The sequence below is a fragment of the Paraburkholderia sp. RL17-381-BIF-C genome, from assembly GCF_046026435.1.
Classification (GTDB): Bacteria; Pseudomonadota; Gammaproteobacteria; order Burkholderiales; family Burkholderiaceae; genus Paraburkholderia.
The window spans coordinates 195,576-216,987 of sequence record NZ_JARESX010000001.1 but is presented as its reverse complement, the minus strand read 5'-3'; the positions used below and the strand labels follow the sequence as shown (position 1 = coordinate 216,987).

General features: G+C 62.4%; 21 protein-coding genes. 13 read left to right on the top strand and 8 right to left on the bottom strand.

What is annotated here, in order from left to right:
* Positions 1-127: 127 nt before the first annotated feature.
* The 3 genes from fliT to P0D70_RS01015 form a co-directional block, all read right to left on the bottom strand.
* Positions 128-442 (bottom strand): flagellar protein FliT, encoded by a 315-nt coding sequence (fliT, locus tag P0D70_RS01025; protein ID WP_091797944.1) that lies wholly within the window; start codon positions 440-442, stop codon positions 128-130.
* Between the two features lie 3 nt (positions 443-445).
* Positions 446-1,951 carry a flagellar filament capping protein FliD gene (fliD, locus tag P0D70_RS01020; protein WP_408181647.1) on the bottom strand — a complete coding sequence of 502 codons (1,506 nt, stop codon included), beginning with the start codon at positions 1,949-1,951 and terminating at the stop codon, positions 446-448.
* Between the two features lie 157 nt (positions 1,952-2,108).
* Entirely contained in the window at positions 2,109-3,257 is a 1,149-nt protein-coding gene (locus P0D70_RS01015; RefSeq protein WP_091797949.1) for a flagellin, read from the bottom strand.
* 268 nt (positions 3,258-3,525) lie between these two features.
* Here P0D70_RS01015 and P0D70_RS01010 point away from each other — a divergent pair, with 268 nt between their 5' ends.
* Positions 3,526-4,467 (top strand): aldo/keto reductase, encoded by a 942-nt coding sequence (locus P0D70_RS01010; protein WP_408181644.1) that lies wholly within the window; start codon positions 3,526-3,528, stop codon positions 4,465-4,467.
* 358 nt (positions 4,468-4,825) lie between these two features.
* The gene (rpsU, locus tag P0D70_RS01005; protein ID WP_006050883.1) at positions 4,826-5,038 is read left to right on the top strand and encodes a 30S ribosomal protein S21; all 213 of its coding nucleotides are present in this window, start codon (positions 4,826-4,828) and stop codon (positions 5,036-5,038) included.
* A 239-nt stretch (positions 5,039-5,277) separates the two neighbouring features.
* Here the strand turns inward: rpsU and P0D70_RS01000 are convergent, their stop codons facing one another.
* The gene (locus tag P0D70_RS01000) at positions 5,278-5,874 is read right to left on the bottom strand and encodes a DNA-3-methyladenine glycosylase I (RefSeq protein WP_408181642.1); all 597 of its coding nucleotides are present in this window, start codon (positions 5,872-5,874) and stop codon (positions 5,278-5,280) included.
* A 140-nt stretch (positions 5,875-6,014) separates the two neighbouring features.
* Here P0D70_RS01000 and P0D70_RS00995 point away from each other — a divergent pair, with 140 nt between their 5' ends.
* Both P0D70_RS00995 and P0D70_RS00990 read left to right on the top strand, forming a co-directional pair.
* Positions 6,015-6,896 (top strand): glucosamine kinase nucleotide-binding domain-containing protein, encoded by an 882-nt coding sequence (locus P0D70_RS00995; RefSeq protein ID WP_408181640.1) that lies wholly within the window; start codon positions 6,015-6,017, stop codon positions 6,894-6,896.
* Positions 6,897-7,029: 133 nt separating this feature from the next.
* Positions 7,030-7,851 (top strand): Cof-type HAD-IIB family hydrolase, encoded by an 822-nt coding sequence (locus tag P0D70_RS00990; protein ID WP_408181637.1) that lies wholly within the window; start codon positions 7,030-7,032, stop codon positions 7,849-7,851.
* Positions 7,852-8,030: 179 nt separating this feature from the next.
* On the opposite strand, the gene P0D70_RS00985 is transcribed toward P0D70_RS00990, so the two are convergent.
* The 3 genes from P0D70_RS00985 to aqpZ form a co-directional block, all read right to left on the bottom strand.
* Positions 8,031-8,342: a PXPV repeat protein gene (locus P0D70_RS00985; protein ID WP_408181635.1), complete on the bottom strand. Its 312-nt coding sequence runs from the start codon at positions 8,340-8,342 to the stop codon at positions 8,031-8,033.
* Positions 8,343-8,628: 286 nt separating this feature from the next.
* Complete coding sequence (locus P0D70_RS00980; RefSeq protein ID WP_408181633.1) at positions 8,629-9,324, bottom strand: histidine phosphatase family protein; 696 nt, start codon at positions 9,322-9,324, stop codon at positions 8,629-8,631.
* A gap of 147 nt (positions 9,325-9,471) precedes the next feature.
* On the bottom strand, positions 9,472-10,212 hold the full coding sequence (aqpZ, locus tag P0D70_RS00975; RefSeq protein WP_408181630.1) for an aquaporin Z: 741 nt from the start codon (positions 10,210-10,212) through the stop codon (positions 9,472-9,474).
* 288 nt (positions 10,213-10,500) lie between these two features.
* Here aqpZ and P0D70_RS00970 point away from each other — a divergent pair, with 288 nt between their 5' ends.
* Entirely contained in the window at positions 10,501-10,803 is a 303-nt protein-coding gene (locus P0D70_RS00970) for an H-NS histone family protein (protein WP_007179981.1), read from the top strand.
* Positions 10,804-11,093: 290 nt separating this feature from the next.
* Here P0D70_RS00970 and P0D70_RS00965 read toward each other — a convergent pair whose 3' ends face one another.
* Positions 11,094-12,158 (bottom strand): glycosyltransferase family 4 protein, encoded by a 1,065-nt coding sequence (locus tag P0D70_RS00965; RefSeq protein WP_091797975.1) that lies wholly within the window; start codon positions 12,156-12,158, stop codon positions 11,094-11,096.
* A 712-nt stretch (positions 12,159-12,870) separates the two neighbouring features.
* Here P0D70_RS00965 and flhD point away from each other — a divergent pair.
* From flhD to P0D70_RS00925, 8 genes are all read left to right on the top strand, one after another.
* Positions 12,871-13,191: a flagellar transcriptional regulator FlhD gene (gene flhD, locus P0D70_RS00960; RefSeq protein ID WP_006050893.1), complete on the top strand. Its 321-nt coding sequence runs from the start codon at positions 12,871-12,873 to the stop codon at positions 13,189-13,191.
* Between the two features lie 51 nt (positions 13,192-13,242).
* The gene (gene flhC, locus P0D70_RS00955; protein WP_091797981.1) at positions 13,243-13,803 is read left to right on the top strand and encodes a flagellar transcriptional regulator FlhC; all 561 of its coding nucleotides are present in this window, start codon (positions 13,243-13,245) and stop codon (positions 13,801-13,803) included.
* Positions 13,804-14,017: 214 nt separating this feature from the next.
* Positions 14,018-14,878 (top strand): flagellar motor stator protein MotA, encoded by an 861-nt coding sequence (motA, locus tag P0D70_RS00950; RefSeq protein WP_006050895.1) that lies wholly within the window; start codon positions 14,018-14,020, stop codon positions 14,876-14,878.
* A gap of 21 nt (positions 14,879-14,899) precedes the next feature.
* Entirely contained in the window at positions 14,900-15,907 is a 1,008-nt protein-coding gene (gene motB / locus P0D70_RS00945; RefSeq protein ID WP_091797984.1) for a flagellar motor protein MotB, read from the top strand.
* Between the two features lie 84 nt (positions 15,908-15,991).
* Positions 15,992-16,369, top strand: coding sequence for a response regulator (locus P0D70_RS00940; RefSeq protein WP_408181625.1), 378 nt, complete (start codon positions 15,992-15,994; stop codon positions 16,367-16,369).
* Positions 16,370-16,457: 88 nt separating this feature from the next.
* On the top strand, positions 16,458-18,776 hold the full coding sequence (cheA, locus tag P0D70_RS00935) for a chemotaxis protein CheA (RefSeq protein WP_408181622.1): 2,319 nt from the start codon (positions 16,458-16,460) through the stop codon (positions 18,774-18,776).
* A 63-nt stretch (positions 18,777-18,839) separates the two neighbouring features.
* A complete protein-coding gene (locus tag P0D70_RS00930; RefSeq protein ID WP_091797992.1) occupies positions 18,840-19,376 on the top strand; it encodes a chemotaxis protein CheW in 537 nt (178 codons plus the stop codon).
* A gap of 42 nt (positions 19,377-19,418) precedes the next feature.
* Positions 19,419-21,278 (top strand): methyl-accepting chemotaxis protein, encoded by a 1,860-nt coding sequence (locus P0D70_RS00925; protein ID WP_408181619.1) that lies wholly within the window; start codon positions 19,419-19,421, stop codon positions 21,276-21,278.
* Positions 21,279-21,412: the final 134 nt, after the last annotated feature.

The window sequence follows — 21,412 nt, the reverse complement described above, 5'->3', positions numbered from 1 at the left end:
CGCACGAGGCGGGCTGAGGGAACGAGCGCGCCTCACTTCGGCGCGTAGTTCTTATTATTCGGTCGGCCGGTCGAACCGGCTCTTACGGAGCGGATGCCGCTTTGGGGCATGCCACTTCGGGTGATTTTTAAAGGCGGGCCATGCGCTGATATTCGCCGGCGGCCTTGGTGCGCCCGATCGCCGCTTCAAACTCGGTATGCAGTTCGTTCTGGGTGACTGCCGCGTCGGCGACTAGGGCCGCGTCGATCGCCTGGATCTGGCGGATCATTTCCAGCGCGGCCGGCTCCTGCTCCGCGGTGAGCGACATCAGCAGCGGCGAGCGTGCTTCGGTCAGGCGGGCGGCTTCCGGCCAGTCGGCAAGCGAGGCCGCCTGCTCGATTTCGCGCGTGATCGACAGCACGCGTTCGACCAGTTCCGTCTGATTCATGGTGTGCGCGTTCATTGCTTAGCCCTTGTTCGTGGCCAGCGCGCCCGCGCTGTTGGTGCCGCCGAACAGCGCGGTCAGGTACTGCGAATTGTTGTTCATGGTCGCCATCAACGTATTCAGGGCGGTGAACTGCGCCTGATACTGGTTCGTCAACTGTGTCGTGTAGTCGGCGAGGGCGGTTTGCTGCGTGGTGATGCTCTTCAGATCGGCATTGAGCGCGGTATTACGCGTGTCGATGATGCCGCCGGTCTGCGTGAACGTGGTGATGCTGGAGTTCAACTGCTCGGCAATGCCGTTGGTCGAGTTGAAGAGCGATGCGACCGTGGCCGGACTGCTCGTCAGCGCGGTGTTCAGCGCGGTGTTGTCGACCACCAGCGTGCCGTCCGCCGGATTGTCCTTCAGCGAGATGCCGATCGCCGCCAGCGTGGTGCCGGTGCTACCCGAGCCGACCGAGCCGCCGATGATGGTGGCGAGCGTGTTCTTGATCGTCTGCAGCGTGGAGTCGCCGAGCAGCGGACCTTGCGAGGACGAGCCGGAGCTGAACGAGGTGAGCGTGGACATCGTCGTGACGACGGTGTTGTAGAGGCTCACGAAATTATTGATCGCGGTGTTCTGCGAGGTCGTATCGGCCGCAATGGTCAGCGTCTGCGTGGTGCCGGCGGATGCGGACGTCAGGTTCATCGTGACGCCCGCAATGGCGCTCGTCACCGCATTGGTCGAACTGCTGGCCGCGATCCCGCCCACGGTGAACTCCGCGTCCTGGGCAAAACCGCTCTGCGTCCAGGCGCTCCCCGCGTTGGCCGAGGTGATCGTCGACTGGCCGCCGGTGGTGCTGGCGGTCGAGGTCACGCCGAGGCTCGACAGGCCGTTGTCGGTCGTGATGTTGCTGGTCGTGACGTTGATGACGTTCGCTGCCCCCGTGTTCGCCGCGCGCAGCACGAGGTGGGCGCCGTCCGTGCCGGTCACGATGGTCGCCGTGACGCCGGGGTTGCTGCTGCTCGCGTTGATTGCCGAAGCGATGCCCGAGAGCGTGTTGTTGGTGCTGTCGACGTTGATATCCATCGACTTGCCGCCCAGCGAAATGGAGAGCGTGCCGGTGCCCAGTTGTGTCGTGGAGCTGAAGGCCGCCGACGACAAGGCTTGCGAGCTGGCAATCTGCGTCACGGCGACCGAGTAGCTGCCGGCCACGGCGCCGACGCCGGCGGTCGCGGTCAAGCCGGTGCCGCTCGCGGTGGCCGCGAACGTCGACAGCGTGGTGCCGTTGGCGAGATTCGTGATGCCCGACTGCAGTGCGCTCAGCGCCGAGCTTAGTGCGCCATAGGCGGACAGCGTGGTGTTGTCGGTGGTTTGTCGTGCCGCCAGTGCCGCGGTTTGTCCTGCGGTCTTCGCGTTCACGAGCGCCGTGACGAGCGTCGACACGTCCATCGACGAATTGCCCGTCGAGCCGCTGATGATCGATTGAGCAGCCGACTGCAGCGCGGCGTTGGCGCTTGCTGTAGAAGACGAGGTTGAGATCGAGGACATGCAGAGGCTCCGGGCGTCTGGAAATCTGTATTGGGTGGTGCGCGATGCTACATCACTGCGTGATGGAAATGCACAGCGGGAGGCATGCCTCCCGTCGTTTGAAACCCGGCGATGCGCCCCGCTTGCGCGCGGCGCATCGCCGTTACTGCGTCAGCTCTTACTGCAGGAGCTTCAGAACTTGCTGCGGGTTCGAGTTAGCTTGCGCCAACACCGAGATACCAGCTTGCTGCAGCACTTGCGCCTTGCTCAGGTTCGCCGTTTCTTGTGCGAAGTTGGCGTCCGTGATTTGCGATTGTGCCGACGACAGGTCGGTCGATTCAGCTTGCTGCGACGTCGAGATTGCCGTGAAGCGGTTTTGCGCGGCGCCCAGTGCAGCTTGCAGCGTGTTCACGGTCTGCAGTGCGTTGTCGATCGAGACCATTGCTTCGTTCGCGCCGGTGACCGTGCTGATGTCGAGGCCCGAAACCGTCGGCGGGTTGTTGATCGCGTTGATCTGTGCGATCGATGCGGTCGCGACGCCGGAAGCCGTTGCGCCCATCGCCGTGGCGAGCGTGGCGTTCAGCGTCAGGTTCGTGATTGCCGTGCCCGTACCCGATGCCGTACCGGCCGAGAAGATGTTGGACACTGCGCCCGACGAGATTGCCTGGTTGTTCTGGTCGGTGAAGGTGTAGCCACCCTTGCCGTCCGACAGCACGTTGACCGACGTGATCGTCGCGCCCGTGCTGGTGTACGTGCCGGTCGCGTCCGTGTTGACGGCGATCGTGCCAACCGTTTGACCCGTTTGCACCAGGCCGCCACCGATCTTCGCTGCCGACATCGACTGGCTCAGGTCCAGGCTGATCGTCTGACCGACGTTCGCGCCGACCTGGAACGTCACGCTGCCTGCCGAGCCGTCCAGAATGTTCGTGCCGTTGTACGTCGTTTGCGAAGCGATACGGTTCACTTCAGCGATCTGCGCCGACACTTCCTTCTGCAGAGCTGCCTGGTCGCTCGACGACAGCGAACCGGTCGATGCTTGCACGGCCAGTTGGCGGATACGTTGCAGGCTCGAGGTCAGCGACGACAGTGCGCTCGATGCGGTTTGAATCATCGACACGCCGTCGTTCGCATTCGACACGCCCTGGTTCAGGCCGTTGATCTGCGTTTGCATACGCGTCGAGATTGCCAGACCTGCTGCGTCGTCAGCCGCGCTGTTGATGCGCTTGCCCGACGACAGGCGGGTGATGGCTTGCGAAAGGGCGCTTTGCGAGCCATTAAGGTTTTGCTGTGCAACCAGCGAGTTGATGTTGCTATTGATTCCGAGCATGGAAAATCTCCTAAATAAGCCTTGAGCCCAATACGCCACGTTGGCATCGGCGGAAGCACTCGTTCATTGCTGGCCGCCTCAGTGAAGGTTGACGGCGGCCCTAAAAAAAACTTGAGGAACTTTGTGCAATGGCGCGCCAAACGTTTTCCATCCCGGTTTATTGCAATGCCGCTGAAAGCCGCTTGCAGCCTTGGTCTGCGGACCCACTGCAGGTATTGAAAAGTCGGCGTATTCTCTTTTCTCTCTTGTGACAAACCCTGGAAAAATCATGCAAAAGCGCAGAATCGGACGTTCGGAATTACAGGTTGCGCCGCTGATGTTCGGCGGCAATGTTTTCGGCTGGACGGCCGATGAAGCCACCTCGTTTTCGATTCTTGATGCATTTGTCGATGCCGGTCTCGACTTCATCGATACCGCCGATGTCTATTCAGCATGGGTGCCTGGCAATCAGGGCGGGGAGTCGGAAACCATCATCGGCAAGTGGTTCCGTCAGAGCGGCAAGCGCGACAAAATTGTGCTCGCCACCAAGGTCTCAAAGCATCCGCAGCGCAAAGGGTTGTCGGCGGCCAACATCCAGGCGGCGGTCGAGGATTCGCTGCGGCGCTTGCAAACCGATTACATCGACGTCTACTTTTCTCACGACGACGACACCGAAACGCCGCTCGCCGAAACACTGGGCGCGTACCAGAAGCTGATCGAGGCGGGGAAGGTGAGGGTGATCGGCGCGTCGAACTACACTGGCGCGCGTATCGAGGAGGCGCTCGCGGTGTCCCGCCAGCACGGGTTGCCCGAATATCAGCTGCTGCAGCCGGAATACAACCTGTATGACCGCGCGGACTATGAGCGCGACATCGAACCGGTGGCGCTCGCCAATCAGCTTGGCGTGGTGGTGTACTACAGTCTTGCAAGCGGATTTCTGTCGGGCAAATACCGGTCGCGGGCGGATCTGGCCAACAAGGCGCGCGGCAGCCGGGTCGAAAAATACTTGAACGAGCGCGGTTTGCGCATTGTCGCCGCGCTGGACCGGATCGCCGAGGCGCATGGCAGCACTTCGGCCACTGTCGCTTTGGCATGGCTGATCGCGCGGCCCAGTGTTACGGCCCCTATTGCCAGCGCAACATCGGTCGACCAGCTCAAAAGCCTCGCGGCAGCCGTCCACCTGATGCTGACGGGCGCAGATATCCGCGAACTGGACGAAGCGAGCGCCTGAGGTGCAAGTGACCTGGCGCAATCGCCAAACCCCTGGTAGGATGGAGAGTTTCCTGATATCATCGGGAGTGAATTGAGATTTTTGCCTGTTTCGTCAATGCTTTTCTGTTGATGAAAGGTCGGCGAAACGGCAGCAGACGCGGCTTTTGCATGTTGTCTGTCCGCGTTCCGCGGTGAACTCCCCACCTCTCTTTTCCGGCCTCCGTGGCCGCTTTGCCTCTCGTTTCAATCGTGGTTTGGCCGGGTTCTGCCCGCGTTTGCCTGTTACTGGCCATGAATTGGAACGACCGGAGGGCCGGCGCGTGAGCGGTATGCCGCCACGCAATTTACCCCTATCAAGTGATTGAGTTAGGAATTACATGACGACGATTCTTCTGAAAGAAAACGAGCCGTTCGAAGTGGCGATTCGCCGCTTTCGTCGCGCAATCGAAAAGAATGGCCTGATCGCTGAACTGCGTGAGCGCCAATCGTACGAAAAGCCGACCACGGCACGTAAGCGCAAGAAGGCTGCTGCTGTGAAGCGCCTGCACAAGCGCCTGCGCAGCCAGATGCTGCCGAAAAAGCTGCACTAAGCACGCTTTTTCCGCACGGCCGAACGGCGGTGTGAGCTTCGAAAGAAGCCACATCGCCGTTTTGCTTTTTGGGGCCTTTTTCTAGCATTTTTGTGGTCTCTTCTTGGGCCTTTGATGCCCGTTCGTTGCTGGGGCACTCAGTCACGGGCGGGGCAACGCGGTTACGGGGCACGGTCGTGAATGGCGGACGGTGTGCGCCAGGCGCGCAAACGCAGAAGCGCAGAAGCGCCTGCCCTGCCTTACCCCGCTTTGCGATTCCGTCCTTTCTTGCCGAGTGCCGCGCATCGCGCCTGGCACATGCAACTCGCCTCGTGGTCGTTGACCATGCCGACCGCCTGCATGAATGCGTAACAGATCGTCGAGCCGACGAACTTGCAGCCATAGCGCTTCAGCCCCTTGCTCAGCGCGTCGGAAATGTCGGTCGACGCGGGAGCCTGCTTGTACGAAGCCCAATCGTTCTGGATCGGCGTCTGATCGACGAAGGACCAAACGAAATTGGCGAGCGAGCCGTGCTCGGCCTGTATCTGTTGGACCGCCCGAGCGTTGTTAATGGCCGCTTCGATCTTGCCGCGATGACGCACGATGCTTTCGTCTTTCACCAGGGCATCGACATGCTTCGGCGTAAAGCGCGCAACCTTGTCGATGTCGAAGTCGGCAAAAGCGCGGCGGTAGCCGGCCCGCTTGTTGAGAATCGTCGACCACGACAACCCTGCCTGAGCGCCCTCCAGCACCAGCATCTCGAACAGATGCTGGTCATCGCGCGAGGGCACGCCCCATTCGGTGTCGTGATAGTGCGCGAGCGCCTCGCTCGATACCCAGTTGCATCGCTGTGTCACTGTCGCGCTCCTGTATTGTGATGTCGCTCGCCAGCATAGCCGAAGCCGTGCGCACTGCAAGTCGGCCGTTCGGCCGATTGCGGGATTGAAACTGACCTGCCACGCTACGCGTTATTCACCCACTGAACTCACTCGACTCCATGAGTAACGACTTCTTTCTGATCGGCATCGACGGCGGCGGCAGCGGCACGCGCGTCGTGCTCGGCGACGCACAAGGCCGTGAGCTGGCGCAGGCGGCAAGCGGGCCGTCTGGCTTGGGGCTCGGCGTCGAACGTGCTTGGCAGGCCATTGCGGCCGGCTGTGGCGAAGCATTTGCAAGCGTCGGCATGGCGCTGGACTGGTCGCGCTGCGTGCTCGGCTGCGGACTGGCGGGCGTCAATAATCGCGACTGGCTGAGCGCGTTTCGCGCTCAGGCTCCTGCGGTCGCCGGACTCGCCGTGGAAAGCGACGCCTATACCACCCTGCTGGGCGCGCACGCCGGCGCGCCTGGTGTGATCGTTGCGCTTGGCACCGGCAGCGTGGCGGCCGTGCTGGATAGCAATGGCGAATGCCGTTCGGTCAGCGGCTACGGTTTTCCCTCGGGCGACGAAGCAAGCGGTGCATGGCTAGGACTGCGGGGCATCGTGCATGCACAACACGCACTCGACGGTCGCGGCCCCAACGACGATTTCGCGCAGGCGCTGATCAGCCACACCGGCGCGCATGACCGCGACAGTCTCGTCGTGTGGCTTTGCGAAGCCAATCAGACAGCTTATGCAAGGCTCGCGCGGATCGTCGTGGCCAATCGCGCGCATCCGTTCGCGGCGCGGTTGCTCGGCGAGGCCGGCGCGGAAGTGGGCAAGATGATCGCCGCGCTGGATCCCTCGGCGAGCCTGCCGGTCGCGTTGTGCGGCGGCCTCGGCGCGCCGTTGCGTGAGTACGTGCCGCAGATCCATCAGGCGCGTTTGCGCGAGCCGCTGGCCGATTCGGCGCACGGCGGATTGCAACTGGCGCAGCGCGAAGCGGGTCGCGTCGGCGGCTAAAAAACGGCAGCTAGAAACAGCGGCACGCGGCGCGCTCGCGGGCGAGACCCGTCGGGCATGGCTGGCGCGTTTCCGGTGAGCGCGGCTGGCAACGGTAAAATACGCACTTCGACGCTGCCCGACTGCTCACACCATGTACAAAGTTATCGCCACGGATCTCGACGGCACGCTGCTCAACGCCGATCACCAAGTGGACCCGTTCACGGTCGCCACCGTGCGTAAGCTCGAGAGCGACGGCCTGCGGTTCGTGATTGCAACGGGCCGCCATTATTGCGACGTCGCCGGCATCCGCGACGTGCTCGGCATCAATCCGTATCTGATCACGTCGAATGGCGCGCGCGTCCACGCGCCGGACAACACGGTGATCCATGCCGACGACCTGCCTCCCGCCATCGTGCAACGGTTGGTGCAGCCGGAAATCGCCGGTGCTCATGGCCGCGTGATCGTCAATCTGTTCGCCGATCAGGCCTGGCTGATCGATCGCCACGCACCGCATCTGCTGAAATATCATCAGGACTCGGGCTTCACCTATGAGGTGACCGATCTGCCGAAGCACGACGGCGTCGACATCGCGAAGGCCCTCTACATTGGCGAGCCCGCCGATCTCGCCCAAGTCGCGGCGAACCTCGCCCGCGAATTCGGCGACGCCCTTTACGTGACCTATTCGCTGCCGGACTGCCTGGAAGTGATGACGGCGAACGTGTCGAAGGGGCGCGCGTTGCAAATCGTGCTCGAACGCGTGGGCGTGGATGCCTCGCACTGCGTGGCGTTCGGCGACAACATGAACGACATCGATCTGCTGGAAACGGCCGGCCATCCGTTCATGATGAGCAACGCCAATCCCGATCTCATGACGCGCTTGCCGAACGTGCCGCGCATCGGCAACAACTTCGAAGCCGGCGTGGCGCACCATCTGCGCAAGCTCTTCTCTCTCGACGACGAATTGACGTCCTGATCTGAAATGGAAACGGCCCACATCCGTCTTGATGGATGCAGGCCGTTTCTTCGCGCAAGCCTTTGCGCGCTTGCGTCCGGGATTAGCGGCGCGGCGGGCAACGGAGAAGCGCTGTGTGTTTCCCCTTGATCAGCGCCGGCTGATTACTTTGCTAGCTGCCGCTCGTGGACCCAAGGCGATCAGCCGTGCCACCCGCCGCGGCGGTCACCGTGATCGCCCCGGTCGTCGTGGCCCCAGCCACGACCATTGTGATTCCAGTTGCGATCGTATCGATGGTCGCCCCGATAGTAGTCGCCGCGGTCGTAGCGGTGGTCCCAGCCGCCGTTGCCGTAATACACCGGCTGCGGTGCGGCATAGACGGGAGCCGGGCTGGCATAAATCGGTGCGCCGAGCGACAGGCCGATGTTCAGATCCGTATGCGCTTGCGCGACACCGCATGCGCCCGCTGCGAGTCCTGCGGCAACCAGCAAGTGAGTGACGATGCGTTTCATGTTTGTTCTCCTGTGAGGCGACGTATGTTTGTCGCACAGGACCAATCTACGCATTCCGGCGGGTAGGTACTGCGACGAGATGTTACGGACTGCAAGCATCGTCGCGGGGATTGAAACGTGTGCACGGCGGGATTCGGGTGCGGAGCGTGTCACGCGTCGCTTGGTCAAAGCCCCGCCCTATAAGGGCGTGCGCTCCGTTGAGCCGATTCAGCGGGCGGTCGGCGCCACGTTCGACCCGAATCAGGCGGCCGCGGCGGTAATTGCGGCTTACATCTGTATTACCCAATTAATCTGCCGCACTCGCGGAAGGCGCCGATGCGGCCACGGACGACGCCCCCGGTAGCGACGCGCAAGGGCAGTCGGTCGCGCGCCCGTCCAATCCCTGCCGATCGTGTTTGAAGCTTGCCCGCGCGTTGCCGTTCTGCCAATTGAGGCGAACAATGTAAATGCTGTCGAAGTCGTCGCTCTTCCAGTTCGGGACATCGGCGGCGTTACCGCCGTGCGCGCTCAGCATCTGGCGCAATAGCTTCACGATCAGCTTGTGTTCCCACGCCACCACGATCAGCTTGTTTCGGTTGGCCGGATTGACGAGTGCGGTGCTGAGCTGGTCGATCTGCGCGAAACCATATGGGGTTTGCACAGGCATCTGGAACTGGATGGCAGTCGGCTCGATCGTCGCCAGCGGCCGGATGTAGTAGTAGGGCTTGCCGCTGTCGTCTTTTTGCTGCCCGGGATCGGGGGCGTAGATTGCGTCCGGCTTGCCGAACTTGGCAGCGATCACCGCCGGCAGCGCCAGCGCCCGGTTGAGTCCCTGGCAGTTGAGCTGGCCGTAGCCTTGAGCCGGTTTCTCACCGTGCCGTACGAACACGAGCGTTTCAACGTCGCTGTCGGCCGCATGCGCGACGGGTAGCGCCGACAGACCCGCGCACAGGCCGCCGACGGAGAGTGCGACGCCATGCAGAAATCCGCGGAAACGCTTCATAGGTAACACCTGTGCGAGCTTGGAAGGTCGCACGATTCTAGCAGCGGCGCTCGCGTGCGCCATTGGCGCGCTGTCACGGTGCCTGCGATAGCCAAACAGAACGGGCGCCGCAGCGCCCGCTTTGAATGCCTGAATTACCGCGCGTTGTCAGTCGAGCGCGAGCTTTTGAGAATTACCGCCGCGGCTCTCGGCGAGGGCCGGATACAACACGCCGGCGACCACCGCGCCGCGAACCGGCGCAAGCCAGAACAGCCACAACTGATCCACCGCCGCACCGCCGACGAACAGCGCCGGGCCGGTGGAGCGCGCCGGGTTGACCGACGTATTGGTCACCGGGATCGAGATCAGGTGAATCAGCGTGAGGCACAGACCGATGGCGATCGGCGCGAAGCCGGCAGGCGCACGCTTGTCGGTCGCGCCGAGAATGACGAAGAGAAAGAAGCCGGTCATCACCACTTCGCAAATGAATGCCGCGGCGAGCGAGTAGTGACCCGGGGAGCGCTCGCCGTAGCCATTGCTGGCAAAACCGCTGGCAACGAGGTCGAAACCAGGCTTGCCCGATGCAATCAACGACAGCACCAGCGCACCCAACACCGCGCCGATCACCTGCGCGACGATGTACGGCAGCAGATCGCGAGCCGGAAAGCGGCCGGCGACGGTCAGGCCGACGCTCACCGCGGGATTCAGGTGACAGCCGGAAATGTGGCCGATTGCGTAAGCCATTGTCAGTACGGTCAGGCCGAAGGCGAGCGACACGCCCACGAACCCGATGCCCAGCCCGTGAACCGGGCCGGCGAAATTGGCGGCGAGGACAGCGCTGCCACAGCCCCCCAGCACGAGCCAGAAGGTGCCGAACAATTCGGCAGCGAGGCGTTTTGACAACTGCATGATTGGTAATCCTAAAAAAATGACGTTTCCGCTAGCACGCACGGCTAAGTCCGGATGCCATGCCTTGAGCGCGCAATTCTAGGGAAAGGTTGCCAATTCGGGTGTCAAGAATTGTCAATGTGGCATCGTGCTTACCTATTATTGCGAGATAAAGAGGGGGTTTAACAATTCATCCGTGTTAATAATTATCAGAGGATATCTCGCTAAATCGGTATTCTTGTCCATTGCGAATTTTTATAATTGCAGTTAGTCTGCGAGCCAATGAGTTCTAAAAAGGGGAGAACCGGAATGTCTCAATATGCAGACCTCAAGGCGCAGATCGCCAAATTGCAGGCACAGGCAGAAGAAGCGCGGCGTACCGAAATCGACAACGTGGTCGCCGACATCCGCCAAAAGATCGCTGAATACGGTCTCACGGCTCAAGATTTAGGCTTTGCCGTCGCCGCCAAGCGCGGCCGCCCGCCCAAGAAGGCGCCGCTGCCGGCGAAATACCAGGACCCAAAATCGGGAAATACGTGGAGCGGGCGTGGCAAACCGCCCAAGTGGATCGTCGGCAAGAATCGCGAGCGCTTTCTGATTGGCGCGGCTTGAGTCGATTGCCGCTAGAGACGAAAGCCAACTGAAGGTTATTGGCACTCCGGCTTTATTGGTTGAGCGCTAATCCGCGATGGAAGCGCATCCATACCCGTATTAAAAAAGCCGCCCTTGAGGGGCGGCTTTTTTGGACAAGAAGCGGGATAAGTGTGATTTACCGTTCGCGCAAACGATTCACACGACGAAATGCCCCGCTATTCATCTGCAAATCGAAATCGGCACATGAGGCGGATTCGGACCCTCGAGCGGCCGAGCGCATAAATTGCCACGGCCGCTCGAATGCCGCGTTAGCCCACCGCGACTTGACGCAGCACCGGGCGGCGCGTGGCTTCGATCAGCGCCGAATAGCCATCCACATAATTCTGCGCCATGGTCTTCGAGCTGAAGCGGCGTTCGAACTGGGCGCGGATTTCGGTGCGCGACAGTTCGTCCAGGCGTTGCAGCGCCGCGACCGCTCCTTGTACGTCCTCAACGATATAACCCGTCACGCCGTGGTCGATCACTTCCGGCACGGAGCCGCGGTTGAAGGCGATCACCGGCGTGCCGCACGCCATCGATTCGATCATCACGAGGCCAAACGGCTCCGACCAGTCGATCGGGAACAGCAGCGCCTTCGCGCCGGAGAGAAACTCGGGCTTCTGCGCCTCATTGATCTCGCCGACGAATTCCACGTGCGCCTGCGACAGCAGCGGCTCGATCTCCCGTTTGAAATATTCCTGGTCGGCCTTGTCCACCTTGGCGGCGATCTTCAGCGGCAAACCGCTTTGTGCAGCGATCTTGATGGCTGTATCGACGCGCTTCTCAGGGCAAATACGGCCGAGGAACGCCAGGTATTCCGGCTTCTTGTGCGTTTGCGGCGTCAACAGCTGTTCCGGCAAGCCGTGATAAATCGTGTTGAGCCAGTTCGCTTGCGGCAGCGGCGCACGCTGCGAATCGGAAATGGACACCACCGGCACGTCCGAGAACGCGTCGAACACCGGTTGCAGTTCCGGCAAGTCCAGGCGGCCGTGCAGCGTCGTCACGAACGGCGTGTCCATCGTGGTAAAAAGCGGGAACGGCATGTAGTCGAGGTGGAAGTGCAGCACGTCGAACTCGTGCGCGACCTTTCGCACCTTCTCCATCATGAGGATGTGCGGAGCCAGCGCGTCGCGGATCGTCGGATCGAGGCGCAGTGCACGAGGCCAGCAGGCGTCGAGGTTCGCGGAGGTGACCGAGTCGCCGCTCGCAAACAGCGTGACGTCGTGGCCGAGGCCGACCAGTGCTTCGGTCAGATACGATACGACGCGTTCGGTACCACCGTAGAGTTTCGGCGGGACGGCTTCATACAACGGCGCAATTTGTGCGATTCGCATGCGTTTTCTCCTAATCAGATCGGCATCGCACAGCGGCGCTCGAGTAGAGCGAGGAGTGAATGCCTGACGGACGGTTGGGCGCGGTAAGCCGCCGCCCGGGGGTGTTCCGAACCTGCATCGGGTAATCCCTTAGCTTCATTATCGGGATCGACCGCGCGAATTCGAGTTATTTTTCAAACGCTTAACGTTGTTACAGCGCGAAACATGCGTCGTTACAGGTCGTCTGGAAGGCAGTCCCGATAATTGAGAGCGAAACCCGGCCGTTTTATTCGAACGCAGCGCTTTCTATGAGCAATCCGCGGGCCCGACCGTCCGAGCGCGGCGCCTACACTGGGCGGATTACGCGGAAGTGAAAACGTCTTATAATTCGGCCTCATCGCAGCAACGGTGCGGAGCGTGAGTTAGCCAGGCTCACCCTTCGGCCTCATTCCGCATCACCTCAGGCAGTCATTCAACGCGCATAGCCGTCCAGACTGCGCGTCAATAAGTCCTCCTCAGCCCCTTCCTTACACGACTTTGTAGGAAAAATTCCTACATGAATGACGGATTTATCCGTCAGCAAGGCTGGGTGTCTATCCGATTTTCGTCCGCTCCCCCTTTCGACACAATGCTCGCAAGACCAGAAACGAGCCGATTCGTGCGGTTTAAGCGCGCGCGTCCGAGCAAACGTTTTCGTAACGGCCTGACCAGCCAGATACACCCCGGGGGAATCATGAGCGCGACAAGCGAAATGCTCAATGAGATCAGAGAAGTCAACCTGTCTTATCTCCTGCTCGCACAGCGACTGCTGCGCGAAGACAAGCCGATGGGCATGTTTCGCATGGGGATTTCGGACCAGTTAGCCGATGTGCTCGCCAATCTGTCGTTGGCGCAGACCGTCAAGCTGGCGGCGTCCAATCAGGTGTTGTGCCGTTTCCGTTTCGACGACCATGCCGTGCTGTCCGCTCTGGCGGACAAAGGCAAATCCAGCGCCGTGGCACAGGCGCATTCCGCGATCCTGATGGCAAGCCAGCCGGTCGAGCAGCTCGGCTGATGGCACGTTGTATTCAAAGCCGAATAATCAGGACCGGGGAAACGCCAACGGATGGCCTATAAAAGTGTTGTGCTCGAAGTCAGGGAGATCACCCTGGCCATTGAACTGATCGAGCTTGGCGCGCGTTTGCAATTGCTGGAAGCCGAAACCAGTCTGTCGCGCGACCGCCTGATCAAGCTGTACAAGGAATTGAAAGGGGTCTCGCCGCCCAAAGGCATGCTGCCGTTTTCGACCGACTGGTTCATGACCTGGCAGCCGAACTTTCACTCATCGCTGTTCTACAACATCTACCGTTTCATGGCCGGACACGGCGGTTGCCTGACGATCCAGTCGATCGTGAAGAGCTACCGGCTCTACCTGGAGCACGTCCGGTTGCACGACGACGAGCCCGTGCTCAGTCTCACGCGCGCGTGGACGCTGGTGCGCTTTTTCGACTCCGGGATGCTGCAAATGACCGCCTGCTGCCGCTGCGGGGGACGTTTTGTCGCACACGCGCACGATCCGCAGCACGCGTTCGTCTGCGGACTGTGCCAGCCGCCCTCGCGCGCCGGTAAGACAAAGAAATCTGCCGACGCCCGGGCCCGCGAGAGCCTCGCCGCCCTCGAAGCTTGACCCGCAAGGCGGCCGCGCAAGTGCGGTCCGCCGCCCGCGTCCCATCGGGCGGGCCTTCCAGCCCGCTCGCCCAAGGCCCGATTGAACCGGGCCGCTGACCTCGACCTCTGGTTTACACCGGATCGCCGAGCCACATTTCCACCAAAGTTTTCTGTTCCTTTGCCGTAAACCTGAATAACGACGGTCACCGTCGCTTCTTTGTGAGGGCTCGGCAGTGCTGATTTTCGTGGGAACACTCGTGACGCTTTTGTCCGTTTTCGGCGGTTACGCGCTGGAAGGCGGCCATCTCGGCGCGCTGCTGCAGCCCGTTGAAGTGCTGATGATCGTGGGCGCTGGCGTCGGCGCGTTCATTCTCGGTAACGGAATGAAGACGATCAAGGCGACGCTGCGCGTCATTCCGACCCTGTTCAAGGGCGCGAAGTACAACAAGGACGTCTATATGGAGCTGATGGCGCTCCTCTACGTCCTGCTGGCCAAGGCGCGCAAGGAAGGCACGCTGACGCTGGAAGCGGACATCGACGATCCGTCGAAGAGTCCGATCTTCACCCAATACCCGAAGATTCTTGCCGACCATCACATCATCGAATTCCTCACCGACTACCTGCGTCTGATGGTGGGCGGCAACATGAACGCGTTCGAGATCGAAAGCCTGATGGACGAGGAGATCGAGACGCACCACCAGGAAGGCGAGGCGCCCGCGCATGCGCTGAACAAGGTCGGCGACGCGATGCCGGCGTTCGGTATCGTGGCCGCGGTGATGGGCGTGGTGCACACCATGGCCTCCGCCGACAAGCCGCCAGCGGTGCTCGGCGAGATGATCGCCCAGGCGCTGGTCGGCACTTTCCTCGGGATTCTGCTTTCGTACGGGCTGATCGGGCCGCTCGCGAGCGTCGCCGAACAGCGCGTGACCGAGTCGACCAAGATGTTCCAGTGCATCAAGGTGACGATTCTGGCCAGCCTGAACGGTTACGCGCCGGCGATCGCCGTCGAGTTCGGCCGCAAGGTGCTCTTCTCGACCGAACGCCCGTCGTTCGCCGAGCTGGAAGAGCACGTGCGCCGCGTCAAGGCCAAGTAAAGGCCACCGGAAACCGAACCCATGAGCAAGGACAAAGACCGCGCCATTGTCGTCAAGCGCGCCGCGCCGAAGAAAGCCGGCCACCATGGCGGCGCCTGGAAGCTCGCGTATGCGGACTTCATGACCGCGATGATGGCGTTCTTCCTGCTGATGTGGCTGCTGAGTTCGGCGTCCACGGTGCAGTTGAAGGGCATTGCCGATTACTTCAACCAGCCGCTGAAGATCACGCTGTGGGGCGGTGACCGCAGCGCGGAGGATTCGAGCATCCTGAAGGGCGGCGGCCGCGACATTTCGACCGACGCGCAGGGCGTGACGCGCTCCAGCGACGGTGCGAACAACCGTTCCGAACACACCGCAGTGCACGGCAGCGAAGAGTCGATGAAGCAATTGCAGGGCGAGTTGGAGCGTCGCGAGCAGGTTCGCCTGCACGATCTGCAGGTCAAGCTGATGGCCGCGATCGAAGCGAATCCGGTGCTGCGCCAGTTCAAGCAGCAGATCCGCATTGATTCGACGCTGACCGGCTTGCGTATCGAAATCGTCGACTCGCAGAAGCGGCCCATGTTCGCGACCGCGAAAGACCAGGTCGAGCCGTATATGCGCGACATCCTGCGCGAAATCGGCCACACGCTGAACGACGTGCCGAACCGCATCATCGTGCAGGGACACACGGACGCCGCGCAATACGCGGGCGGCGAGAAGGGCTACAGCAACTGGGAATTGTCCGCGGACCGCGCCAATGCGTCGCGCCGCGAACTGATCGCCGGCGGCATGGATGAAGCGAAGGTGATGCGCGTGCTCGGCCTCGCGTCGACGCAAAACCTGAACAAGGCGGACCCGATGGATCCGGAGAATCGCCGCATCAGCATCATCGTGTTGAACAGGAAGTCGGAGGATGCGCTGAATCACGACGATTCCACCACGACGACCTTGTCGGACGACGCGGCCGGCTCCAAGCCGCTGCTGCAAAAGCTTGCGCAACCGGTAACGGTTGCCCCGAAGTTGCCGGCGGTAGCGCCGGCGGCCCAGTAACAGACAGCGATCGTTCCGCTGGCTCACGCGCCCTACCGGCGCGGAGCGCGGAGCGATCCATAGCGTAGGTGCAGCGAGGTTTTCATGATCAGGCACATCCTGGCAATCGACGATTCGGCATCGATGCGGCAGATTCTTGCCGCCACGTTGACGACGGCCGGCTATGAGGTGACGCTCGCGGCAGACGGCAACGAAGGGCTCGAAAACGCGCTCGCCATGTCGTTCGATCTCGTGCTCACCGATCAGCACATGCCGGGCAAGACCGGTCTCGATCTGATCGCCGCGCTACGCAACAACCCGGCTTACCAGGCCACGCCCATCCTCGTCCTCACGACGGAATCGGGCGAGCCGTTCAAGGAAGCGGCGCGGGCTGCGGGCGCGACCGGCTGGATCGAAAAGCCCCTCGACCCGGACATGCTGACCGAACTGGTGGCGGCGTTAGCCGAGCCAGATCACGCATAAGCACCACTCATAGACCCAGTTATAGAAGCTCTCGACGCGGCGGCACGGTAGCCCACGCCTAGACAGGAACTCTCGCGGTGACCAAGGCATGACACTCGACATCACTCAGTTCTATCAGACGTTTTTCGACGAAGCGGACGAACTGCTCGCGCAGATGGAGCAGTTGCTGCTCAATCTGGATATCGCGCACCCGGACCCCGAAGACCTCGCGGCCATTTTCCGCGCGGCGCATTCGATCAAGGGCGGCGCGGCGACGTTCGGCTTTACCGCGCTGACGGAAACGACCCACATTCTCGAATCGCTGCTCGATCGCGCGCGCAATAACGAACTCGTGCTGCGCAAGGACATGATCGACACGTTCCTCGAAACCAAGGACGTGCTGTCGGGCCAGTTGGCCGATTACCGCGCGAGCGCCGAGCCGGATGCGGCCACTGCCCGCGCGATCTGCGCGAAGCTCGAACGGCTGCACGCGGAGAGCGTCGGCGGCGGCGCGCCCGCTGCGGCGCCGGTTGCCGCAGCCGCGGCACCCATTGCAACAGAGGCAAATCAGGGAGGGTCCGCGCCGGAGCACGTCGTCGAACAGGCGGTGCAGGCAGCGGGTGGATGGACTGACGGCGAACCGGCACAGACCGGGCAAGCCGCGGGTGCCGGCGGTGCGGATGACAGCGCCGGTCCCCATCTGAAAATTACGCTACGGGGCGTTGGTGAGAAGGACCAGGAACTGCTGGCCGAAGAGCTCGGCAACCTGGGCAACATCGTTGGGCAGGTCAAGAGCGGCGGCGATTTGACGCTGTGGCTCGCGACCGATGTGACCTCCGACGACATCATCGCCGTGTGCTGTTTCGTGATCGACGAAAGTCAGATCGTGATCGGCCGCGGCACCGCACCGGCGGATGAGACGCAGCAAGGCGAACCTGGAACGCCCGACGCTGCCGATTCGTCCCCGGCGCAAGCAGTACCGGCCCATCAGGCGGAACACGCAGCATCGCCGGCACCGGCTGCCGGCACCGCTGCGCCCGCTTCGGCAGCCACGCGCGGCCTGTTCGACGCACCGGCCGCACCGGCGTCTGCCGCGGCTCAATCCGCAGCGGCGACTGGCGCGGCGGCGCCGGCTCAGGCAGCAGCAACTCAAGCCGCAACGACACAAGCCGCAAGCGCGGCCGCGCCCGCCGAGCACGACCGCAAGGCGGCACGTCCGGCTGCGGCGGCAGGCGGCGCAGAAGGCAGCTCGATTCGCGTCGGCGTGGAAAAGGTCGATCAGCTGATCAACCTGGTCGGCGAACTGGTGATCACGCAAGCCATGCTCGCGGAAACCACCAGCACGTTCGACCCGGCGTTGCACGACCGGCTCTTCAACGGCATGGCGCAGCTCGAACGCAATGCGCGCGATCTGCAGGAAGCGGTGATGTCGATCCGCATGATGCCGATGGATTACGTGTTCAGCCGCTTCCCGCGTCTCGTGCGCGATCTGGCGGCGAAACTCGGCAAGGAAGTGGAACTCGTCACCTTCGGTCAGGCGACCGAACTCGACAAGAGCCTCATTGAACGGATCATCGATCCGTTGACTCACCTCGTGCGCAACAGTCTCGACCACGGCATCGAAACCGTGGAAGCGCGGCGCGCGGCGGGCAAGGATTCGACCGGCCAGCTGGTGCTGTCGGCGGCGCATCACGGCGGCAACATCGTCATCGAAGTGAGCGACGACGGCGCGGGCCTGCGCCGCGACAAGATTCTCGCGAAAGCGGCCAAGCAGGGCATGCAGGTCAGCGAGACCATGTCCGACGAAGAAGTCTGGAACCTGATCTTCCTGCCGGGCTTCTCGACAGCGGAACAGGTCACGGACGTGTCGGGCCGCGGCGTCGGCATGGACGTGGTGAAGCGGAACATCCAGTCGATGGGTGGTCACGTGGAAATCACCTCGCACGCCGGCAAGGGCAGCACCACGCGCATCGTGTTGCCGCTCACGCTGGCGATTCTCGACGGCATGTCGGTCAAGGTCGGCAACGAGATCTTCATTCTGCCGCTGAACTTCGTGATGGAGTCGCTGCAACCCCAAGCCGAAGATATTTACACGGTGGCCAACGGCGAGCGTGTGGTGCGGGTGCGCGGTGAATATCTGCCGCTCGTGGCGTTGCACGAAGTGTTCAACGTCGAAGACGCGAAGCAGGAACCCACGCAAGGCATCGTCACCATCATGCAAACCGAGGGGCGCCGCTTTGCGATGCTGATCGATGAACTGGTGGGCCAGCAGCAGGTGGTCGTGAAGAATCTGGAAACGAACTACCGCAAGGTGCACGGCATTTCCGCCGCGACCATTCTCGGCGACGGCAGCGTCGCGCTGATCGTCGACGTGGCCGCGTTGAACCGCGAAACGCGCAACGCGCATGGCGCGATGAGCCTCGCATGATGCCGGTCAAACTCGTCTCGACTCTTAATCAACTCATTTCATCCCAACCGTTTGGGGGCTAACGTGGCAGAAGTCCAATCCATCAATTCGAGCGTCGCTAACGCGAACGGTACGACTGGCCGGCGCGACGTGCAGCAGGCAGACGCCGGCGGTCAGGAGTTCCTCGTCTTCACGCTCGGCGCCGAAGAGTACGGCATCGACATTCTCAAGGTGCAGGAAATCCGCGGCTACGACAACGTGACGCGTATCGCCAATGCGCCCGAGTTCATCAAGGGCGTGATCAATCTGCGCGGCATCATCGTGCCGATCGTCGACATGCGCATCAAGTTCCATCTGGGCCGTGTCGAGTACGACCACCAGACGGTGGTGATCATCCTGAACGTCGCGCACCGCGTGGTCGGGATGGTGGTGGACGGCGTGTCGGACGTGCTGACGCTCGCCACCGACCAGATCATGCCCGCGCCGGAATTCGGCGCCACGCTGACGACCGAGTACCTCACGGGGCTGGGCACCGTCGACGGCCGCATGCTGATCCTGATGGACATCGAGAAGCTCATGACCAGCCGCGAAATGGCGCTGATCGAAACGCTCGGCGTCTAACGGCGGCAGCCTTCACGAACGATTGGGATAGGGAGCATCGAAATGTTGAGCAGGTGGTCGATTCGCACGTCGTTGACGATGGTGGGGATCATTCTGGTCGCGCTGACCGTGACGGTCGGCGTACTTGGGCTAACCGCGCTGAATAGCGCGAGCCAGTCGCTCGACCGCATTTCACGCGGCGATCTGGTCGCCATTCATGCGCTCGACGAAGCTTCGTCGTATCTACTGCGCTCGCGCGTGTCGCTGGACCGCTTCAATGCGTTGAGCGCGGCGGGCGACACGGAGCAGGCGAAGAAGGTGCTCGATCGTGCGCAGGAGTTGTACGGCAAGGGCAATCAGAGCTGGCAGGCTTATCTGGACGCGCCCAAAAACGGCGTGGAGCAGGCGCAACTCGACGAACTGCTGACGCGCCGTACGGCGCTGATGCGTGACGGCATGGAGGCAGAGTTCGCCGCGCTGCGCGCGAACGATCTGGCGGCCTACCACGCCGTCGCGGACACGAAGATCAGTCCGTGGTTCGTGGCTTACGACAACGCCGCGGCCGCTGTGATCAAGAGCTTGCAGCAACACGCCGTGGATCAGCAGGCGAGCGCGCAATCGAACATCTCGCTGATGACCACGCTGATCATCGCCATCACCGCGCTCGTGCTGCTGATGGTGGTGGGTATCCGTTTCGCGCTGCGCGGCCTGATCGTGCAGCCGCTCGCCGACGCGACCGCATGCTTCGAGCGCATTGCTTCGGGCGATCTGTCGGAGACGATCAACGTATTCAGCAGCAATGAAATCGGGCGGTTGTTCGCGGGTATCAAGCGCATGCAGGACAGCATGTCGACGATGGTGAAAGCGGTTCACAGCAGCACGGAATCGATCGACACCGGCGCCCGCGAAATTGCGATGGGCAACACCGATCTCTCACAGCGCACCGAACAGCAGGCTGCCTCGTTGCAGGAAACCGCGTCGAGCATGGAGCAACTGACCGGCACCGTGCGGCAGAACGCCGAGAACGCGCGTCAGGCGAGCCAGCTGGCGGTCAATGCGTCCGATATCGCCACGCGCGGCGGCGACGTGGTGAGCCAGGTCGTCACGACCATGCAGGATATCGCGAGCAGCTCGAACAAGGTCGTCGACATCATCGGCGTGATCGAAGGCATTGCCTTCCAGACCAATATTCTCGCGTTGAACGCGGCAGTCGAAGCGGCGCGCGCCGGCGAACAGGGCCGCGGCTTTGCCGTGGTGGCCGGCGAAGTGCGCAGCCTCGCGCAGCGCAGCGCCAGTGCCGCGAAGGAAATCAAGGAACTGATCGGCGACTCGGTCGACAAGGTGCAAAGCGGCTCGGCGCTGGTCGGCCGCGCGGGCACCACGATGGATGAGATCGTGCAGGCCGTGCGACGTGTGACCGACATCATGGGTGAAATCAGCGCGGCGTCCGAGGAGCAATCGGGCGGCATCGAACAGGTGAATCGCGCGGTCGTGCAGATGGACGAAGTCACGCAGCAGAACGCGGCGCTGGTCGAACAGGCGGCGGCCGCGGCTGCTTCGCTCGAAGATCAGACGCGCCAATTGCAGGCGGTGGTGAACGGCTGGAAAGTGGCCGGCGGCCCGGCGGTGCGCAGCAGCGCAGCGGTACGTCCGCACACGGCGCAGCCTCGCGTCACCGGCAGCAAGAGCAAGCCGGCCGCCAAAGCCGCGCCGCAGACGTCCGCGCACGGCGCAGCGCATCCGGTTGCGGCTACGGCGGCAACGAACACCGCGCAGGCGTCGGTCAATCACGATGCAGGCTCGGCACGCGTCGAACCGGCGCTCAAGCCGAAGCCGGCCCGTGCGCCATCCGAATCCGCAGCACGTCCGGCCGCCGTCAGCGCGGCCACGGCAAGCTCGGACGCGGACTGGGAAACATTCTAGGAAGTGGCACAAAGACATGCAGTCATTCGACATCTCGCTCCATGAGGGGCGAATCATCGAAGCACGCTTTAGCAGCGTGTCGCGGGCCGACTGCGTGTTGCCAGAACTCGCGGGCGGGCGCGACCCCGCGAACA